18 protein-coding genes are annotated in these 18,731 nt (G+C 43.7%); all 18 read left to right on the top strand.

From position 1 onward, the window contains the following. The first annotated feature begins 251 nt into the window (after positions 1-251). The 18 genes from NQ556_RS06360 to NQ556_RS06440 all read left to right on the top strand — a co-directional run bounded on the left by NQ556_RS06360 (position 252) and on the right by NQ556_RS06440 (position 18,731). Entirely contained in the window at positions 252-1,490 is a 1,239-nt protein-coding gene (locus tag NQ556_RS06360; protein WP_022219912.1) for an amidohydrolase family protein, read from the top strand. Positions 1,491-1,668: 178 nt separating this feature from the next. Beyond that, a complete protein-coding gene (locus tag NQ556_RS06365; RefSeq protein ID WP_022219913.1) occupies positions 1,669-3,105 on the top strand; it encodes an acyl-CoA carboxylase subunit beta in 1,437 nt (478 codons plus the stop codon). Positions 3,106-3,119: 14 nt separating this feature from the next. Next, positions 3,120-3,899 (top strand): OadG family transporter subunit, encoded by a 780-nt coding sequence (locus NQ556_RS06370; RefSeq protein ID WP_008369211.1) that lies wholly within the window; start codon positions 3,120-3,122, stop codon positions 3,897-3,899. Positions 3,900-3,926: 27 nt separating this feature from the next. After that, positions 3,927-4,292 carry a biotin/lipoyl-containing protein gene (locus tag NQ556_RS06375; protein WP_008369209.1) on the top strand — a complete coding sequence of 122 codons (366 nt, stop codon included), beginning with the start codon at positions 3,927-3,929 and terminating at the stop codon, positions 4,290-4,292. 36 nt (positions 4,293-4,328) lie between these two features. Next, complete coding sequence (locus NQ556_RS06380; protein ID WP_008369207.1) at positions 4,329-5,480, top strand: sodium ion-translocating decarboxylase subunit beta; 1,152 nt, start codon at positions 4,329-4,331, stop codon at positions 5,478-5,480. A 182-nt stretch (positions 5,481-5,662) separates the two neighbouring features. After that, a complete protein-coding gene (locus NQ556_RS06385; RefSeq protein WP_008369206.1) occupies positions 5,663-7,072 on the top strand; it encodes an oxaloacetate decarboxylase subunit alpha in 1,410 nt (469 codons plus the stop codon). Positions 7,073-7,255: 183 nt separating this feature from the next. Beyond that, positions 7,256-8,155 carry a MurR/RpiR family transcriptional regulator gene (locus NQ556_RS06390; protein ID WP_008369203.1) on the top strand — a complete coding sequence of 300 codons (900 nt, stop codon included), beginning with the start codon at positions 7,256-7,258 and terminating at the stop codon, positions 8,153-8,155. Beyond that, on the top strand, positions 8,152-9,384 hold the full coding sequence (locus NQ556_RS06395) for a BaiN/RdsA family NAD(P)/FAD-dependent oxidoreductase (protein ID WP_008369201.1): 1,233 nt from the start codon (positions 8,152-8,154) through the stop codon (positions 9,382-9,384). Before NQ556_RS06390 ends, NQ556_RS06395 begins: the two co-directional genes overlap by 4 nt. Before the next feature lie 79 nt (positions 9,385-9,463). After that, positions 9,464-10,120 carry a (d)CMP kinase gene (gene cmk, locus NQ556_RS06400; protein WP_055247106.1) on the top strand — a complete coding sequence of 219 codons (657 nt, stop codon included), beginning with the start codon at positions 9,464-9,466 and terminating at the stop codon, positions 10,118-10,120. A 280-nt stretch (positions 10,121-10,400) separates the two neighbouring features. Continuing rightward, positions 10,401-11,822, top strand: coding sequence for a sugar transferase (locus NQ556_RS06405; RefSeq protein ID WP_008369195.1), 1,422 nt, complete (start codon positions 10,401-10,403; stop codon positions 11,820-11,822). Positions 11,823-11,964: 142 nt separating this feature from the next. After that, on the top strand, positions 11,965-13,095 hold the full coding sequence (locus tag NQ556_RS06410; protein WP_008369193.1) for a glycosyltransferase family 4 protein: 1,131 nt from the start codon (positions 11,965-11,967) through the stop codon (positions 13,093-13,095). Then, complete coding sequence (locus NQ556_RS06415) at positions 13,092-14,291, top strand: glycosyltransferase (RefSeq protein ID WP_008369192.1); 1,200 nt, start codon at positions 13,092-13,094, stop codon at positions 14,289-14,291. Before NQ556_RS06410 ends, NQ556_RS06415 begins: the two co-directional genes overlap by 4 nt. 25 nt (positions 14,292-14,316) lie before the next feature. Further along, positions 14,317-15,504 carry a radical SAM protein gene (locus NQ556_RS06420; RefSeq protein WP_008369190.1) on the top strand — a complete coding sequence of 396 codons (1,188 nt, stop codon included), beginning with the start codon at positions 14,317-14,319 and terminating at the stop codon, positions 15,502-15,504. Beyond that, positions 15,504-15,833 (top strand): acyltransferase family protein, encoded by a 330-nt coding sequence (locus NQ556_RS16805; RefSeq protein ID WP_204575891.1) that lies wholly within the window; start codon positions 15,504-15,506, stop codon positions 15,831-15,833. Before NQ556_RS06420 ends, NQ556_RS16805 begins: the two co-directional genes overlap by 1 nt. Before the next feature lie 19 nt (positions 15,834-15,852). Beyond that, the gene (locus NQ556_RS06425; RefSeq protein WP_259812410.1) at positions 15,853-16,473 is read left to right on the top strand and encodes an acyltransferase family protein; all 621 of its coding nucleotides are present in this window, start codon (positions 15,853-15,855) and stop codon (positions 16,471-16,473) included. A gap of 18 nt (positions 16,474-16,491) precedes the next feature. Continuing rightward, positions 16,492-17,382, top strand: a complete 891-nt coding sequence (locus NQ556_RS06430; protein WP_008369183.1) for a glycosyltransferase family A protein — start codon at positions 16,492-16,494, stop codon at positions 17,380-17,382. Between the two features lie 67 nt (positions 17,383-17,449). Further along, positions 17,450-17,740, top strand: coding sequence for a hypothetical protein (locus tag NQ556_RS06435; protein ID WP_008369182.1), 291 nt, complete (start codon positions 17,450-17,452; stop codon positions 17,738-17,740). Continuing rightward, entirely contained in the window at positions 17,727-18,731 is a 1,005-nt protein-coding gene (locus NQ556_RS06440; protein WP_008369180.1) for an acyltransferase family protein, read from the top strand. The genes NQ556_RS06435 and NQ556_RS06440 overlap by 14 nt, the downstream gene beginning before the upstream one ends.

Genomic DNA, 18,731 nt, shown 5'->3' on the forward strand with positions numbered 1-18,731 from the left:
TTAAACGATGTTGTGAGTAAAATGAAAAGTGTAAGTGTATCCGTATAAAGTTTTGGACGTAAAACGGATTAAAAAATGCAAAATATTTAACAGATTCTGTGGAAAACGGTTGCGTCGGTTTGAAAAAACAAGTATAATACACTTCAAAATGGTTGCACTTTAAAATATTAAAGAATGAATGCGACGAAAGAGAGGCAGCATGAAAGGGCTGCGTGTATTTGAAAAATAAAGGAATAAAGAGGGACCAAGGGATGATTATCAGTACGAAATATCTGATTACAGGAGATGGAAAGACCGTTCTTACGGATAAGGCAGTCTATATTGGAGAGGACGGCAAGATCGGAAAAATCGCACCAAAAGAAGAGCTGCTGAAAGAATTTCCGCAGGAGGAAGTTAAGGAATATGGTGATGCGACACTTCTTCCGGGACTTATGGATATGCATGCGCATCTTGCATACGGCTATTCCCAGCCGGACAGCTTTAATTATGGGGCACAGCTGATCATGTTATATGCGTTGCAGCATGCGCAGGCTGCATTTGAAAGAGGGATCACCACGGTGCGGGATATGTCTTCAGCACATGGTGTATGCAAGAATCTGAAACTGGCAGAAAAGAAGGGATTTATCGTGATCCCGAGAATCGTGCATACGGATACCGGAATCTGCATGACGGGCGGACATGCCTGGGAGGAAGTCGAGGAAGCGGACGGTCCGTGGGCAATCCGTAAAGAAATCCGTAAGCAGGTTCGCGACGGTGCGGAATGGGTGAAGATCCTGACCACCAACCGCGAACCGTATCCGGAGCTTACCCAGGAAGAACTGGATGTGGCGGTGGATGAGTGCCACAGAAGAGGAATCAAGTGTGGCGTGCATGCCGGAACCAATCCGGGGATCCAGATGTGTATTGATGCCGGATTTGACACGATCGAACATGGAACCTTTATGACGCTGGATCATGCAAAGCAGATGGCAGAAAAAGGTATTGCCTGGACACCGACTATCATGGCATATACTTATCTCTATGAACTGTGCAAGGAAAATATCGAGAAGAATGGCGATGCACCGGTCAGTGATCCGGTCATGCAAAAAGAGATGGAAAATTATGAATTCTTTGAACCGGCATACAAAGCGTACCGGGATCATTTTAAAGAATTTTATGATACGGGTGTGACGGTTCTTGCCGGCACCGATATGGTGATGTATCATTCTCCGCTCTTACCGCTTCCGAGAGAACTGCAATATATGGTGGAATACGGAATTACACCGGTGCAGGCAGTACAGGTGGCAACTTCCAATCCGGCAAAGGTTCTGGGTGTGGAAAAAGAACGCGGGCTTGTTGCCGAAGGACTGGATGCAGATCTTCTGGTAGTTGGCGGTGACTTAAGCAGGGATATCACCAGATTAAAAGATGTAAAATTTGTTACACTTGGCGGAAAAAGAGTCTTTGAAGACGGCATCCGTTATGTCGGAACAGGGAATATGTTTATGTAAAAAAAAGGCTTCTGCGTTGCAGAGGCTTTTTTACACGTGAAAATTACTTGTCGAAAATTTAACAAAATAAGAGAAAACTTATCAAAAACAGTTGCGTATTGCATAGAAAGCAAGTATAATATACACGGCAGAAAATTTGATTTAATTATTAAATTTATAAAAATGGAGGGCTAGATTTATGAGCAACACAACATCATCAAACCCGGCGAGCTTAAGAATTGCCAATTTGCTCGATGAGGGAAGCTTTGTTGAAATCGGTGGACAGGTAACTGCAAGAGCAACAGATTTCAACATGCAGGAGAAAAAAGCTCCGACAGATGGCGTCATCACAGGTTACGGTGTAATCGATGGAAACCTGGTATATGTATACAGCCAGGACGCATCTGTACTGAACGGAACCATCGGTGAGATGCACGCAAAGAAGATTGCGAACATTTATGATATGGCAATGAAGATGGGCGCACCGGTGATCGGTCTGATCGACTGCGCAGGACTTCGTCTTCAGGAAGCAACTGACGCACTGAACGCATTCGGAAGCTTCTATTACAAACAGGCTATGGCTTCTGGCGTAATTCCACAGATCACAGCAGTATTCGGCAATTGCGGTGGTGGACTGGCAGCGGCAGCAGCACTTTCTGATTTTACATTCATGGCAGAGAACGGAAAATTATTCGTAAACTCTCCGAATACCATTCCGGGCAACACCGCGGACAAATGCGATACAGCAAGCGCAAAATTCCAGAGTGAAGAATCCGGAATCGTTGACGGCGTAGGAAGCGAAGAAGAAATTCTTGGCGAGATCCGCTCACTCGTAGCAATTCTTCCGGCTAACAACGAAGACAACGATGCATATGATGAATGCACAGATGATCTGAACAGAGTATGTGCAGATCTTGAGAATGCAGCAGAAGATGCAGCACTTGCTCTTTCTATGATCTCTGACAATGGTGTATTCATTGAGACAAAGAAAGCTTATGCAAAAGATATGGTAACAGGATTCATCCGCCTGAACGGAATGACAGTAGGTGCTGTTGCCAACCGCTCAAAAGTATACGATGAAGAAGGCAACACAGCAGAAGAATTCGACGGCACACTCTCAGCAATGGGATGCAAGAAAGCAGCAGCTTTCGTTAAATTCTGTGATGCATTCGGAATTCCGGTACTCACACTTACAAATGTAAAGGGACTCAAGGCAACTGCATGCTCAGAAAAGAACCTTGCAAGAGAGATGGCAGCTCTCACTTATGCATTTGCAGATGCAACTGTACCAAAAGTCAATGTGATCACAGGTAAAGCATTCGGAAGCGCATATGTGACAATGAACAGTAAAGCAATCGGAGCAGACATGGTATACGCATGGCCGGAAGCTGAGATCGGAATGATGGCAGCAGACATGGCAGCGAAGATCATGTACACAGATGCAGATGCAGATACATTAAAAGCAAAGACAGAAGAATACAAAGCACTTCAGTCAAGCCCGCTTTCCGCAGCTGGAAGAGGATATGTAGATACCATCATCGAACCGGCAGATACCAGAAAATATGTGATCGGTGCATTTGAGATGTTATTTACAAAAAGGGAAGAAAGACCATCCAAAAAACACGGAACAATTTAGCGAGGTGAAGCAAAGTGAAGAAAAAGATTAGTTTAGTAGTCGCAGTTCTGGTACTTGTGCTCGGCCTTGCAGGCTGCGGGAATGCCAAGACCGTCAGCTATGACAAAGATACACTGATCCAGTCTTGTGATGCTGTTTTTGATATCATTGAGAGCGGATCCATCACAAGCGACCAGATCACAGAGATGTCAGACTGGAATCAGGGATATCTGATGGCACAGTTTGAAAGCCAGACCGGTGTGCAGATGGAAGCAGACACTTTTGCAACTGCACTGGAAGGATGGAAGGCATCCCTGGAAGAATGCGGCGATTATGAAAGCCATAAAGACTATGAATTCGAGGCATCTTCTACAGGTGTTACGGTAACTGCACCGGCAACATTTTCTGACAGAAGTGCAGACCTGGAATTCGTATTCGATGAGAATATGACTCTGGAATCATTTACAGTCAATGCTCATTACGGCATGAGCGAAATCCTTGAAAAAGCGGGACTTAACACATTACTTGGTATGGGAACTGTATTCGTAATGCTTATTTTCATGAGCTTTATCATTTCCCTGATCAAATACGTTCCTGCATTACTTAACGGTACATCCAAGAAGAAAAAAGAAGAAGCTCCGAAGGCAGCACCGGCTCCGGCAGTGGCAGCAGCTGTAGAAGAGGCAGAAGAAATGGATGATACCGAACTTGTTGCGGTTATCGCAGCAGCGATCGCAGCAGCAGAAGGAACTACTACAGACGGATTTGTAGTACGTTCTATCAAGAGAAGAAAATCAAACAAATGGAATGCATAGTGCGAATAGAATCAGGAGGATTTAAAGATGAAAAACTATACAATCACAGTTAACGGCAACGTATATGATGTTACAGTAGAAGAAAACGGAAACGGAGCAGCTGCAGCACCAGTAGCAGCACCAAAGGCAGCTCCGAAAGCAGCACCGAAGGCAGCTCCAAAAGCAGCAGCCGGAGCTGGAAGCATCAAGGTAGAAGCAGGTGCAGCCGGAAAAGTATTTAAGATCGAAGCAAGCGTAGGACAGAAAGTATCCCGCGGTGATGCAGTTCTTATCGTAGAAGCAATGAAGATGGAAATTCCTGTTGTAGCTCCGGAAGACGGAACAGTTGCAAGTATCGATGTAGCAGTAGGTGATGCAGTAGAAGCAGGACAGACACTGGCTACATTGAACTAAGGAGCAACATCCTTTTGAAAAACAGGAGGTTATAACATGGAATATATCACTAACACACTGGGAAACCTCGTGCAGCAGACTGCGTTCCTCAACCTGACTTGGGGTAACTACATTATGATCGCAGTTGCATGTTTTTTCCTTTATCTTGCAATCAAGCATGGGTTTGAACCGCTTCTGCTTGTACCGATTGCATTTGGTATGCTCCTGGTAAATATTTACCCGGATATCATGCTTCATGCAGAAGATTCGGCTAACGGAACGGGCGGACTTTTGTATTACTTCTTCCAGCTGGATGAGTGGTCTATTCTCCCGTCACTTATTTTCATGGGTGTCGGTGCGATGACTGACTTCGGACCGCTCATTGCCAACCCGGCGAGCTTCCTCCTCGGTGCGGCAGCACAGTTTGGTATTTTCGCAGCTTATCTTGGTGCGATGGCTCTTGGTTTCTCTGATAAGGCAGCAGCTGCTATCTCCATCATCGGTGGAGCAGACGGACCGACATCCATCTTCCTTGCAGGTAAGCTCCAGCAGACGGCTCTGATGGGACCGATCGCCGTGGCGGCGTACTCGTACATGTCACTGGTTCCGATCATCCAGCCGCCGATCATGAAGCTTCTCACAACAGAGAAGGAAAGAAAGATTAAAATGGGACAGCTTCGTCCGGTTACACAGCTTGAGAAAATCCTGTTCCCGATCATCGTAACCATCGTTGTATGTATGATTCTTCCGACAACAGCTCCTCTGGTAGGTATGCTGATGCTTGGTAACCTGTTCAAAGAATCCGGTGTTGTAAGACAGCTGACAGAGACCGCATCCAACGCAATGATGTACATCGTAGTTATCCTGCTTGGTACATCTGTAGGTGCTACTACAAGTGCAGAGGCATTCTTAAATGTCAGCACACTTAAGATCGTACTACTTGGTCTGATCGCATTCGCATTCGGTACCGCAGCAGGTGTCCTGTTTGGAAAACTGATGTGCGTAGCCACACATGGCAAGGTAAATCCGCTGATTGGTTCAGCCGGAGTATCTGCCGTACCTATGGCAGCCCGTGTATCTCAGAAAGTAGGAGCGGAAGCAGATCCGACCAACTTCCTTCTGATGCATGCAATGGGACCGAACGTAGCCGGAGTTATCGGAACAGCCGTAGCAGCCGGAACATTTATGGCTATTTTCGGAGTAATGTAGCAACAGGAAGCGATTTGCTTGCTTGCAAGGGCAAATCGCGGTTGCTATCGAAATGTCAGACTGTGCCATCAGGCACAGAAGGAAACCGTCAGGTTTCCTTAGCGCTGCGAGCAGCGCGTATCTGACAGTGAGATAACAATCCTGGAGCTTAATAAACCTTATAATAATTGGAGGAAGATATAATGGCAGCAATTGAAAAGAAACCGATTAAGATTACGGAAACAGTTCTGCGTGATGCGCATCAGTCCCTGATCGCAACAAGACTTACCACAGAACAGATGCTTCCGATCGTAGATAAAATGGACAAAGTCGGATATCATTCCGTAGAGTGCTGGGGCGGAGCTACATTTGATGCATCCCTTCGTTTCCTGCATGAAGATCCATGGTCAAGACTTCGTAAATTCCGTGACGGATTCAAGAACACCAAACTTCAGATGCTCTTCCGTGGACAGAACATCCTTGGATACCGTCCATACGCAGATGATGTAGTAGAATACTTCGTTAAAAAATCTGTTGCAAACGGAATCGATATCATTCGTATTTTTGACTGTCTGAATGACCTTAGAAACCTTCAGACAGCAGTAAAAGCAGCTAACGCTGAGAAAGCAGAAGCACAGATCGCGCTTTCTTACACACTTGGAGATGCTTACACCTTGGATTACTGGGTAGACATCGCAAAGAGAATCGAAGATATGGGTGCAAACTCTATCTGTATCAAAGATATGGCAGGTCTTCTTCTTCCGTACAAGGCAACAGAACTTGTCGGAGCATTAAAAGAAGCTGTTGATATCCCGATCCAGCTGCATACACATTACACATCAGGTGTTGCTTCAATGACATACTTAAAAGCAGTTGAAGCCGGTGTAGACGTGATCGATACCGCTATTTCACCGTTCGCACTTGGAACTTCTCAGCCGGCAACAGAAGTTATGGTTGAGACATTCAAGGGAACACCTTATGATACAGGATTTGACCAGAGTCTTCTGGCTGAGATCGCTGATTACTTCCGTCCGATCCGTGACGAAGCACTTGACAGCGGACTTCTCAATCCGAAGAACCTTGGTGTTAACATCAAGACTCTTCTGTACCAGGTACCGGGTGGAATGCTTTCCAACCTTACTTCCCAGCTCAAAGAGCAGGGAGCAGAAGACAAGTTCTACGACGTACTTGAAGAAGTACCGAGAGTTCGTAAAGACCTTGGTGAACCACCGCTGGTTACTCCGTCATCACAGATCGTTGGTACACAGGCAGTATTCAATGTCCTGATGGGCGAACGCTACAAGATGGCAACAAAAGAGACGAAAGACATCCTGAGCGGAAAATACGGTGCAACTGTTAAACCGTTCAACCCGGATGTTGTTCAGAAAGTACTCGGAGACAATCCGGAAGTTATCACATGCCGTCCGGCAGACCTGATCCCGGATGAACTCGGAACTCTTGAAAAAGAGATGGAACAGTACAAAGAGCAGGATGAAGACGTACTCAGCTACGCACTCTTCCCGCAGGTAGCTACAGACTTCTTCAAATACCGCGAGGCACAGGAGAAGAAAGTAGATGCTACAATTGCAAAAGACGGAAGTTATCCGGTATAATAACGATGAACTGACGAAAGCTGTTACAGACAGTATTTTGTGAGCAAAACGTAACCTCAGGAGCCATAAAATTCGAGTTGAATTTTATGGCTCTTTTGCTTATAATAAAAAGGGTTGTGACCTTATTTATAATAGAAGTAAATGAGTTTATAAAAAGGCACGTTTCTTATTTGGAGGCAAATTGTGAGCACAAAAAATGAGTTACTGATTAGAATTGATGAGAGATATCCGAAGTTCAGCAAGGGACAGAAGCGGCTTGCGGATTACATCAAAGAAAATTATGATAAAGCAGCCTTCCTGACGGCTGCAAAGATGGGAGAGGCAGTCGGTGTCAGCGAATCAACGGTTGTCCGTTTCGCAACACAGCTTGGATATAAAGGCTATCCCGAATTCCAGAAAGCACTGGGAGAACTGGTGCGTACCAAGCTGAATTCTATCCAGCGTATGGAAGTGACCTACGGACGGATCGACCGGAGCGAGATCCTGGCGACGGTTCTGCAGTCTGATATCGAGAAGATCAAGCAGACATTGGAATCAGTGGACAATCATGCATTTGAGCTGGCGGTGGATACGATCCTTGCGGCAAAAAAGGTTTATGTGATCGGAATCCGAAGCTGTGCACCTCTGGCAAAATTCCTGACTTTCTATCTGAATCTGATCTGTGAGGATGTGGTAGAGGTCGATACCAACAGTTCCAGCGAGATTTTTGAGCAGCTGATCCGGATCGGGGAAGAAGATGTGATCATCGGGATCAGTTTTCCGCGATATTCCATGCGTACTTTAAAAGCACTGGAATTTGCCAGCAACCGGAAAGCAAAGGTAATAACCTTGACCGACAGTGTGAATTCACCGATGAATCTCTATTCCTCCTGCAATCTGATCGCCAAGAGTGATATGGCATCTATCGTAGATTCCCTGGTTGCACCGCTCAGTGTGATCAATGCACTGGTGGTTGCACTCTGCATGAAGAAGCAGGATGATGTCATCGAGACGCTGGAGACACTGGAGGACATCTGGGACGAATATCAGGTTTATTCCAGAGATGAGCTGGAGCCTGTAGAAGATGAGGTAAGGATCAAATGAGTAAAGTACTGATCGTAGGGGGCGGAGCTGCCGGTATGTTCGCATCGATTTTTGCGGCGAAAAATGGCAATGAAGTCCACGTATTTGAGAAAAATGAAAAACTTGGAAAGAAGCTTTTCATCACGGGAAAAGGCAGATGCAATGTCACCAATGCCTGTGACGTGGATGAACTTTTCCAGAATATGGTATCCAATGAGAAATTCATGTACAGCAGTTTTTACGGATTTACCAACCAGGATGTGATGGATTTCTTTGAAAATGCAGGATTGCGTCTGAAGACGGAGCGTGGCAACCGTGTATTTCCGCAGTCGGATCATTCTTCGGATGTTATCCGCACACTGGAGCTGGAAATGAAGCGAAATGGAGTACACATCCATCTTTATTCCAATGTAGAAAAGGTTGTGGCAGAGGATGGAAGATTTTCCTATCTTGTCATGGCAGATGGAAGCAAAGAAGAAGGGGATGCCTGCATTATCGCAACCGGTGGTGTCAGCTATCAGACAACAGGTTCCACCGGAGATGGCTATCGCTTTGCAGAAGCGATGGGACACAAGATCACCGAACCTGCACCTTCCCTGGTTCCGATGAATGTCAGAGAAGAGTACATTCCGGCACTGATGGGGCTTTCCCTCCGGAATGTCCAGGCAACGGTCTATGACGGAAAGAAAGAGCTGTACAGTGATTTCGGAGAAATGTTATTCACCCACTTTGGAGTAAGCGGACCACTGATCATCAGTGCGAGTGCCTATGTAGGTAAAATCCTGCAGAAAAAGCATGAGTTAAAGCTGGTCATAGACCTGAAGCCGGCACTTTCCGAAGAGCAGCTGGATGCGAGAGTGCTGCGGGAATTTGATGCAAACCATAATAAACAGTTTAAAAATGCAGTTACCGGACTGTTTCCGGCAAAATTACTTCCGGTTATGATCCACTTAAGCGGCATTGATCCGGAGAAGAAGGTCAATGTGATCACAAAAGAAGAGCGGATGAATTTCGTCCATCTGATCAAGCATTTTACTGTGACACTGACCGGGCTTCGAGATTTCAAAGAGGCAATTATTACACGGGGCGGCGTAAAAGTCAAAGAAGTCAATCCGTCTACGATGGAGTCCAAGCTGGTACAGGGACTGTATTTTGCAGGGGAAGTGCTGGATCTGGATGCACTGACCGGTGGATTCAATCTGCAGATCGCATGGTCGACTGCATATGCGGCAGGAAGTAATATCTGGTAGTTTTTGGATTATAGATATCGCACAGCAATCCAGAGATGGCGTAAACAGGAAAATGTGAGTGAAACAGGGAGGATATAAAATGGGATATAATATCGCAATTGACGGACCGGCAGGTGCCGGAAAGAGCACGATCGCAAAACTGGTTGCAAAGGAACTGGGATTCATCTATGTAGATACCGGGGCAATGTACCGCGGACTTGCCGTACATTTTCTGAAAAAGGGGATCGTACCGGGAGAAGTAGAGAAGATCGAGGCAGCATGCGAGGATGCAAAGGTAGAGCTTGGTTATGAAAATGGTGTGCAGCAAGTCTATTTGAATGGAGAAAACATCACTTCACAGCTTCGTGAGGAAGCGGTTGGAAATATGGCATCCGTAAGCTCGGCAGTACCGGCAGTCCGTGCAAAGCTTCTGGATCTGCAGAGGAATCTTGCAAAAGAAAAAGATGTCGTTATGGACGGAAGAGATATCGGAACCAATGTACTTCCGAATGCGGACGTTAAAGTGTATCTGACTGCAAGTGTAGAATGCCGCGCAATGCGCCGGTTCAAAGAACTGGAAGGAAAAGGAGAAGCCTGTGATTTTGAACAGATCAGGCAGGATATCCAGGAAAGAGACGAGCGCGATATGACAAGAGAGATCGCACCGCTTAAGCAGGCTGAAGATGCAACGCTGATTGACAGCTCTGAGATGGGAATTGACGATGTGGTGAAGGCAATTATTGCACTGACAAAGTAGAAAAACTGTCAGAAATCAGATTGCAGCAGCAAAAAAGGTGATTATTGTATGGAAAGGGTAAAAATCTATAATTGAAAATACAATAATTGATAAATAATTAAAAAGTCATTAGTTTTTAGAAAAAAGTACATAAAACTAATGGCTTTTTTGCGCGGAAAGTCGATAAAATGTCGAAAAAGAGAATTGTACATGAAGATTGCTTTACCTTTTATACGAAATATGTTATAAATGTTAGAGAAAAAAATTACGAAAGTAATGTTTAAGAGGGTTGGGTTCACTTATGTACAGAAAGAAAACTTCCAGTTGGTTAAAACACTGGGATTTTATTTTGTTAGATTTAATATTGTTGGAATTATCTTATTTACTTGCTCACTGGTTATATCATGGGACTGCATATTACAGAGAAGCACCGCTTTACCGGAATGTGTTTTTTGCGATAGCGGCGATCGATCTGGTTGTGGGACTGATGATGGGAAGTTACAAGGGCATCTTAAGAAGAGGGTACTGGTTGGAGACTAAGGCAGTCGCAAAGCACGCAATCATCGTGACCGTGTGTGTGATTGCTTATTTGTTTGCAATGAAAGAGTCGAGCAATTACTCACGAGTTGTTATATTTGCATTCCCAATCATATCGATCTGCGTATTATATATAGGAAGGATTTTGTTGAAAAAATGGCTTTCCAAGCACAGAGGCCCTGCATCAGGGAAAAGAGCGATCCTTCTGATCGGTGGAAAAAAGAATTATAGAGAAATTGTGGAGGCATTTACCAGCAATCCCTACAGTGAGTTTCATGTAATGGGAATTGGAATTATTGATGCAAAAGAAAATGAAATTCCAAATTATCATGGATTCCCGGTATTTTGTGGAGAGAGTGCGATTGAAGATTTTGCACAGTTGAACTGGGTGGATGAAGCACTTTTCAGCATTCCGACAGAGCTTGCGCTTTCGGATAAAATGATCAAAAATTTCGGTATCATGGGAATTACCATACATATCAAGCTGGCAAGAGTTGCGGATGATTCTTCCAATCAGATTGTGGAAAAGCTGGAAGGATATACGGTGCTTTCGACCAGCATCAATATGGTAAGCGCCGGTCAGCTGATCTTCAAAAGGACGATGGATATCTGCGGAGGACTGGTTGGAATGCTACTGACAGGTATCATTTTTATCTTTGTAGCACCAATCATTTATATTAAGTCACCGGGACCGATCTTCTTCAAACAGGTGCGAATCGGAAAAAATGGCAAAAAATTCAACATTTACAAATTCCGAAGCATGTATATGGATGCAGAAGAGCGGAAGAAAGAGCTGATGGCGCAGAACGATATCAAAGATGGTATGATGTTCAAGATGGATAATGATCCACGTATCATCAAGGGAATCGGTAATTTTATCCGTGATTACTCTCTGGATGAATTTCCACAGTTCTGGAATGTACTCATAGGTGACATGAGCCTTGTGGGAACCAGACCGCCAACAGTGGACGAGTGGGAGAAATACGAGATGCATCACCGCTCCAGACTGGCATTCAAGCCGGGACTTACCGGTATGTGGCAAGTCAGCGGAAGAAGTAATATCACAGACTTTGAAGAAGTTGTAAGACTGGATACCGAGTATATTAAAAAGTGGAGTCCGGGGTTGGATATTATGATTCTGTTTAAGACCGTGGCTGTTGTGCTGGGGAAGGTTGGATCGAAGTAGGATTGTTGTAAAAGGTCAATAAAAAGCATACGAAATGCTGAAAAGGCTACTTCTTTTAAGTATGTAGAGTGCAGAAATGTCTACTCAACAAAAGTACATAGATATAAAGGAGTAGAGGGGACAATATTGGTTGGAGAACATTATGAAAGATAGATTTGCAGTGTCCATGTTCGGACAAAAAAGACTGTCCCGTGAGGGCGGGATAGAGATTGTTGTAAAAGAATTGTGCACCAGAATGGCACGAGATGGATGTCAGGTTACCTGTTACAACAGATCTGGTCATCACGTGAGTGGTGCAGAGTATGACAATAAAATTGAATATGATGGAATCCGACAGAAATTTGTTCCAACTATTGAAGGAAAAGGTCTTGCAGCGGTGAGTTCCTCTTTCTTTGCGGCCCTGTACAGTGCTTTTGGAAAATATGATGTGGTACATATCCATGCAGAAGGTCCAGCTTTTTTCTCGTGGCTACCTAAGATGTTTGGAAAGAGGGTTGTGGTTACCATTCATGGTATAGACTGGCAACGGGAAAAATGGAAGTCAGGATTTGGCTCTAAATTCATCCGTCAGGGTGAAAAGAATGCTGTAAAGTATGCAGATGAAATCATCGTTCTGAGTAAAGGTGTTCAGGATTATTTCAGAGATACCTATGGCAGGGAGACACATTTCGTTCCGAATGGAGTGAACAGACCAGAAACCCGAGAAGCTGGTTTAATAACAGAAAAATTTGGACTGACGAAAGATTCCTACATATTATTTCTTGGTCGACTGGTACCGGAAAAAGGTATCCGGTATTTGGTTGAAGCGTTCAAGGATGTCAAAACAGATAAAAAGCTGGTCATCGCAGGCGGTTCCAGTGATACAGATTCCTTTATGAAGGAATTGAAAGAACTGGCGAAGGGTGACGATCGGATTCTCTTTACCGGATTTGTGCAGGGAGCGATGCTGGATGAATTATACAGCAACGCTTACATCTATACGCTGCCGTCTGATCTGGAAGGAATGCCATTAAGTCTTCTGGAAGCCATGAGTTATGGAAATGCTTGTCTGGTATCTGATATACCGGAATGTACCGAGGTGGTAGAAGATAAAGCAATCATATTCCGAAAATCCAATATCAAGGACCTGACAGAAAAACTGCAGGACGCATGCGATGATATTCGGAAGGTAGGAAAGTTAAAAGAACAGGCAGCCGACTTTATCTGTGCAAAATACAACTGGGATGAAGTAGTGGATAAAACACTTGCATTGTATGAGGAGAAGAGCCGATGAGAGTATTAATAATAAATAAATTTTTATATCCGAATGGCGGATCGGAGACGTACATATTTAAGCTGGGTGAGGCACTGGAGCAGCACGGACACGAGGTTCAGTACTTCGGTATGGAACACGAAGGCCGCTGTGTGGGCAACCGTGTCAATGCTTATACATCTGATATGGACTTCCACGGCGGCAGTAAACTGAGCAAGCTGACCTACCCGATCAAGACCATCTACAGCAAGGAAGCAAGAGAAAAATTAAGACTAGTACTAGATGACTTCAAGCCGGATGTCTGTCACCTGAACAATTTTAACTACCAGCTGACACCTTCCATCATTCTGGAAATCGTGAAGTGGCGCAAGGAGACCGGAAGAGATTGTAAGATCATCTTCACGGCACATGACTACCAGCTGGTCTGCCCGAACCACATGCTGAACAATCCGAACGCCCACCAGAACTGTGAGAAGTGTCTCGGCGGTCATTTCGCGAACTGCATGAAAGGCAAGTGCATTCACGGCTCCACGGCGAAATCTGCCATTGGCATGATGGAAGCGGAGTTCTGGAAGTGGAAAGGCACCTATAAGTACATTGACACCATGATCTGCTGCTCGGAGTTCATGAAGAGCAAGATGGACAGCAACCCGCTGTTTGCGACGAAGACCGTGGCAATGCACAACTTCATCGATAAGGTGGAGTGGAAAGAGACTCCAAAGAAGGATTACGTCCTCTACTTCGGCCGCTTCTCGGAGGAGAAGGGTATCGGTACGCTCATCAAGGTCTGTAAAGAACTGCAGGATGTGCAGTTCATCTTCGCCGGTACTGGCCCACTGGAAGAGACAGTAAATGGTATTAAGAACATCAAGAACGTTGGCTTCCAGAAAGGCGAGGCACTGGAGAAGCTGATCCGTGAGGCACGGTTCTCCATTTATCCTTCTGAGTGGTATGAGAACTGCCCGTTCTCTGTGATGGAATCCCAGATGTATGGCACACCAGTGCTGGGAGCGAACATCGGCGGTATCCCGGAACTGATTCAGGTTGGCAAGACCGGCGAGCTGTTTGAAAGCGGTAACGGGAAAGATTTGAAGAGAAAGATAGAGAAGCTCTGGGGTGATAAGAAGCTGTGTGCGGAGTACAGTGCGAACTGCAAGGACATCAGCTTCGATACCATCGATGAGTATTACGAGAAAATTATGAAAGTTTATAGATAAAAAGAGAGATAGAGGTATTAGAAAAATGGCTAACAATAACGAAAAGAAACTGAATGGTACGGTTATCGTCACTTACCGCTGCAATGCTCGTTGCTCCATGTGCAACCGTTATAAGGCACCTTCCAAGCCGGAAGAAGAAATCAGCATTGAAACCATCAAGAAGCTGCCGAAGATGTACTTTACCAACATCACCGGTGGTGAGCCGTTCATCCGTACCGACCTGAAGGATATCGTGCGTGAACTGTACAAGAAGTCTGACCGTATCGTTATTTCCACGAACGGTTTCTTCACAGATCGTATCGTTGATTTGTGTAAGGAGTTCCCTCAAATCGGTATTCGTATCTCTATCGAGGGTCTGGAGCAGACCAACAATGAGATTCGTGGCCTGCAGAACGGCTACCAGCGTGGTTACGGCACACTGAAGAAGCTGCGTGAAATGGGCATGAAGGATGTCGGTTTTGGTATGACCGTTCAGGACAAGAATGCTCCTGACCTGGTTCCGCTGTACAAAATCTCCAACGAGATGGGCATGGAGTTCGCAACAGCATCTCTGCACAACAGCTTCTACTTTGTTGAGGCCAAGAACATTATCCATGACCGTCCGATGGTTGCTAAGAACTTCGAGAATCTGGTCAACGAACTGCTTCGCAGCAACAGCCCGAAGAAGTGGTTTCGTGCGTACTTTAACCACGGCCTGATCAACTACATCTACGGTCAGAAGCGTCTGCTGCCTTGCGATATGAGCTTTGATACCTTCTTCATCGACCCGTATGGCGATGTCATGCCTTGCAACGGTACCAAGGACAAAGAGGTCATGGGCAACCTGAACAATCAAACCTGGGACGAGCTTTGGAACAGCCCTGAAGCAGAGAAGGTTCGTGCAAAGGTTCGCTGCTGTGACCGTGACTGCTGGATGATCGGTTCTGTCAGCCCGGCTATGCACAAGTACATCTGGAAGCCGGCTATCTGGGTTCTGGTTCACAAGTTCAAGGCTCTGTTCACCAAGCATCCGTACAGCATGTATGAGCTGAAAATCTGCCGCGATTATCGTGATGGCAAAGTTACTAAAGAGGATTTGGACAAGTGCAGCACCTGCGATATGAACTGTGTAATCAATAACGGCCTGAGTGAAGCCTCCAAGGAGCAGCTGAAGCATAAGACCGGCGAGGAAATCGTGGATGCTGATATTGCACAGCAGATGGAGACGAAGTAATGGGTGGCCGATTGGATAGGACGACTACGAATTGCTGTAAAGGAATTGCGGCAATAATTATCATGTTGCACCACATATCTTTTCGGTTATCAAATTTACCTGTGTATGTGAAACCGATTTGGTACATTGCTTTTCCGATAGTGGGATTCTTCTTCTTTATGTCAGGCTATGGCTTGACCTGTGGGTTACTGCAAAAGAGAAATTATCTTCAAGGTTTTCTGTCCAAAAGGCTTTTGAACATTATTGCTCCCTATGTGATAGTCGCAATCGTCTGGATAGGACTGGAAATTATCGGGGGGGGGGCAAACACCTACAAGAGCAATTGCTGAAGTATTTACAATTCGATACATTCAACCGCTTTGGTTTATATGGGTGATTATAGCCGTATACATTGTATTCTATGCAGTGTTTAACCATACAGAAATCAATGTAGGAGCATATTGGTTTGCGGTTATAACTATTGCTTATATCTTGATAAGTGCTTTTGTTAACCCGCGAGATGAAATGTATGCATCTATTATTGGAATGCCTCTCGGCATTTTGTGGGCGATGTATGAGAGAAAAATTGATTCTTATTTTGAAATCGGTTTTTTGAGGAAAGAAATTGTTGCAATTGTAGCTTTTGTAATTTTGTTTATCGGAAGACTCACATTAAGTGTGGTGGGTTTTGATAATCAATTGTTTCAGTCGGTTCTTCGGAATATTATCACGATAGCATTTATTGTTCCTCTAATTGAATTATTGAAAAAAGTGAAGATACAGAAAAGATTTCTGATTTGGTTAGGAACAATATCTTATGAAATTTATATCATCCATCCGTTTATTCTTTATTTCTTTGAAAAGGAGACAACGGAAGGAAAACAAGTAGGTAACTTGGAAATTGTATTGTGGACAATTGGATTAACCCTACTTTTGTCAAGTGTGTTGCAGATTGTCCAGGATAATTTAGTTAGAAAAGTGAAATTATAAAAATGATAGGGGTCTAAAATGAGCAATATAACAGTTCTTACACCCGCCTACAATAGAGGAAAACTTCTGGAAAAACTATATGAATCCTTATGTGCTCAGGACTGTAAGGACTTTGAGTGGCTCATTGTAGATGATGGTAGTACGGATGATACAAGCGAACGTGTCGAGCAAATGAAACAGACGGCAGATTTTCCAATTTCTTATCATAAAAAAGAAAATGGCGGAAAGCACACGGCTCTGAATTATGCATATCAGTTTATAAAGGCTCCGTTGACATTTATTGTTGACAGCGATGATTCTCTTACAGTAGATGCAATTTCTTGTGTCAATGAGATTTATAAAAAGTACAAAAACGAGAGTGATCTTTGTGGCTTTAGCTTTTTGAGAGGAAAGCCGGATGGTGGATATCTAAGTACATCTGGTGTGCCACAGGATGGGATGAAAGAGTCCTATGTTGAGTGCCGAATTAATAGAAATATTGGTGGAGATATGGCGGAAGTATGGTATACGCACTGTCTAAAAGAATATCTATTTCCTGAGTTTCAAGGGGAAAAGTTTCTAGGTGAGGATATCGTTTGGGTTAGAATGTCTGAAAAGTATAAAATGCGATTCTTTAATCGTGTAATTTACATTTCAGATTATCTCGAAGATGGTCTGACTAATAACCGTAGAAAACACAATATAAAGTCCCCGAATGGATGCATAGCTAGAGCAGAGGCATTCTTGGACTCGAATGCTTGCATGAAAATAAGAATCAAATCAATGCTGCAGTATCAAATATACGGAAAGTTCGCTGGAAGAAAAAGTGGTGAGCTTTTGAGTAATAGTAGTGACAAAATTTTATATTGTGCTCTTTTCCTTCCGAGTCAATTATTGTATGGAAAGTGGAAACGAGATATAAAAGAATAATTATGTCATGCAACTGCTCTAGTTAAAGTGGGATTGAGGAAGATGTGGAGAGGACAAGGATTAGGGAATGAAGAGGGGAGCATATATTTTGCCGTATTTTGACCATCTTCCCAAAGAGTTTGAAGTTGGAACGCCTATTGTCACAACAGACGTTCCGCTAAATTCTACCTATATCAAAGATTATCAACTTGGCATTGCGAAGAAACAGTGGAATAAATCCGATTTGAATGACGTGGTTTCTAACAGTGAAATGTATATTGAAAACTGCATGAAATACAGATACAAACTTTCTACAAAACAAAGGGTAGAACAATTTTTAGAGATAGAAAGAGAAAGGCTTGACGATGGAAAAAAGTAAAAAACAATATTTTAATGAAATAAATATAATGCGTGGAATGGCTGTGCTTTGTGTCGTCATTGGACATTCTTTTAATCCGACAGAAACGCCTACTATTTTGGGTTTTATAAAAAGTTTTGTTTATTGTTTTCATATGCCAGCTTTTTTCTTTATTAGCGGATTTCTTGAAGGCGAGAAAAGACGTAGCATTAGCGAAAAGAAACAAGCTATTGTAAAAAAAGCTAAGCGGCTGATGGTGCCGTATTTCTTTTTAACAGTGGTCACAGCCGTTCTTAAGCTATTATTTGGAGCATTTGCAAGGAATCCACTTAATTATTCTACTCTTGCAGTAGATGTTTTAATTGGAAGAAACAATCCGAATGGTGGTCTTTGGTTTCTGTATGCTTTGTTTGTTATTTCTATTTTTGGAATCTTATTTGATAGTGTGAGTCGTACGGTTTTAGCGGGTGTTATGTTTGTACTATATATGCTAAACACTGTTGTATTAAAACAGTCTGGATATATTGTTGGCTTTTTCTTGAGTTACGCATGGATTTACTTTATGGGCGGTGCTGTGAGAAAGCATCTTTTTGAAATAATAAAGAATTCCGAACTACTCATGTCAGTAAAAGGAATAGTGTTAATAGCGGTTGTTTCCGTAGGATATATGATGCTTGCGTTTGTTAGTATTTATAAGTCTCAGTCTTGGAGTTTGGCAACTGCAGTAACCGTTATTGGCGTATTTCTGCTTTTTGTTATTGCAGTGCAGATTGAACATTACCATTGTGGAGAAAAGCTATGGATGGTGCTAGGTGATTATGGAATGGATATATATATGATTGGTTATTATGTGCAGCAGGCGATTTTTGTTGTATGTGGAAAAATTTTAGGATTTGATTATTTAGTATACGCATGGATGATGCTGTTTTTTGGATTGATTGCTCCGATTTTTCTGTCAAAATACGTCGTTAGAAAAAATCATATGCTTTCAACATTGATTCTTGGGAGGTGA

This window comes from Coprococcus comes ATCC 27758, assembly GCF_025149785.1.
Lineage (GTDB): Bacteria > Bacillota > Clostridia > Lachnospirales > Lachnospiraceae > Allocoprococcus > Allocoprococcus comes.

Bases quoted from the DNA above. Each gene is read 5' to 3' on its own strand.
- NQ556_RS06360 (WP_022219912.1), top strand. From the start codon at position 252: ATGATTATCAGTACGAAATATCTGATTACAGGAGATGGAAAGACCGTT.
- NQ556_RS06365 (WP_022219913.1), top strand. From the start codon at position 1,669: ATGAGCAACACAACATCATCAAACCCGGCGAGCTTAAGAATTGCCAAT.
- NQ556_RS06375 (WP_008369209.1), top strand. From the start codon at position 3,927: ATGAAAAACTATACAATCACAGTTAACGGCAACGTATATGATGTTACA.
- NQ556_RS06380 (WP_008369207.1), top strand. From the start codon at position 4,329: ATGGAATATATCACTAACACACTGGGAAACCTCGTGCAGCAGACTGCG.
- NQ556_RS06385 (WP_008369206.1), top strand. From the start codon at position 5,663: ATGGCAGCAATTGAAAAGAAACCGATTAAGATTACGGAAACAGTTCTG.
- NQ556_RS06395 (WP_008369201.1), top strand. From the start codon at position 8,152: ATGAGTAAAGTACTGATCGTAGGGGGCGGAGCTGCCGGTATGTTCGCA.
- cmk (WP_055247106.1), top strand. From the start codon at position 9,464: ATGGGATATAATATCGCAATTGACGGACCGGCAGGTGCCGGAAAGAGC.
- NQ556_RS06405 (WP_008369195.1), top strand. From the start codon at position 10,401: ATGTACAGAAAGAAAACTTCCAGTTGGTTAAAACACTGGGATTTTATT.
- NQ556_RS06410 (WP_008369193.1), top strand. From the start codon at position 11,965: ATGAAAGATAGATTTGCAGTGTCCATGTTCGGACAAAAAAGACTGTCC.
- NQ556_RS06415 (WP_008369192.1), top strand. From the start codon at position 13,092: ATGAGAGTATTAATAATAAATAAATTTTTATATCCGAATGGCGGATCG.
- NQ556_RS06420 (WP_008369190.1), top strand. From the start codon at position 14,317: ATGGCTAACAATAACGAAAAGAAACTGAATGGTACGGTTATCGTCACT.
- NQ556_RS16805 (WP_204575891.1), top strand. From the start codon at position 15,504: ATGGGTGGCCGATTGGATAGGACGACTACGAATTGCTGTAAAGGAATT.
- NQ556_RS06430 (WP_008369183.1), top strand. From the start codon at position 16,492: ATGAGCAATATAACAGTTCTTACACCCGCCTACAATAGAGGAAAACTT.
- NQ556_RS06435 (WP_008369182.1), top strand. From the start codon at position 17,450: ATGAAGAGGGGAGCATATATTTTGCCGTATTTTGACCATCTTCCCAAA.
- NQ556_RS06440 (WP_008369180.1), top strand. From the start codon at position 17,727: ATGGAAAAAAGTAAAAAACAATATTTTAATGAAATAAATATAATGCGT.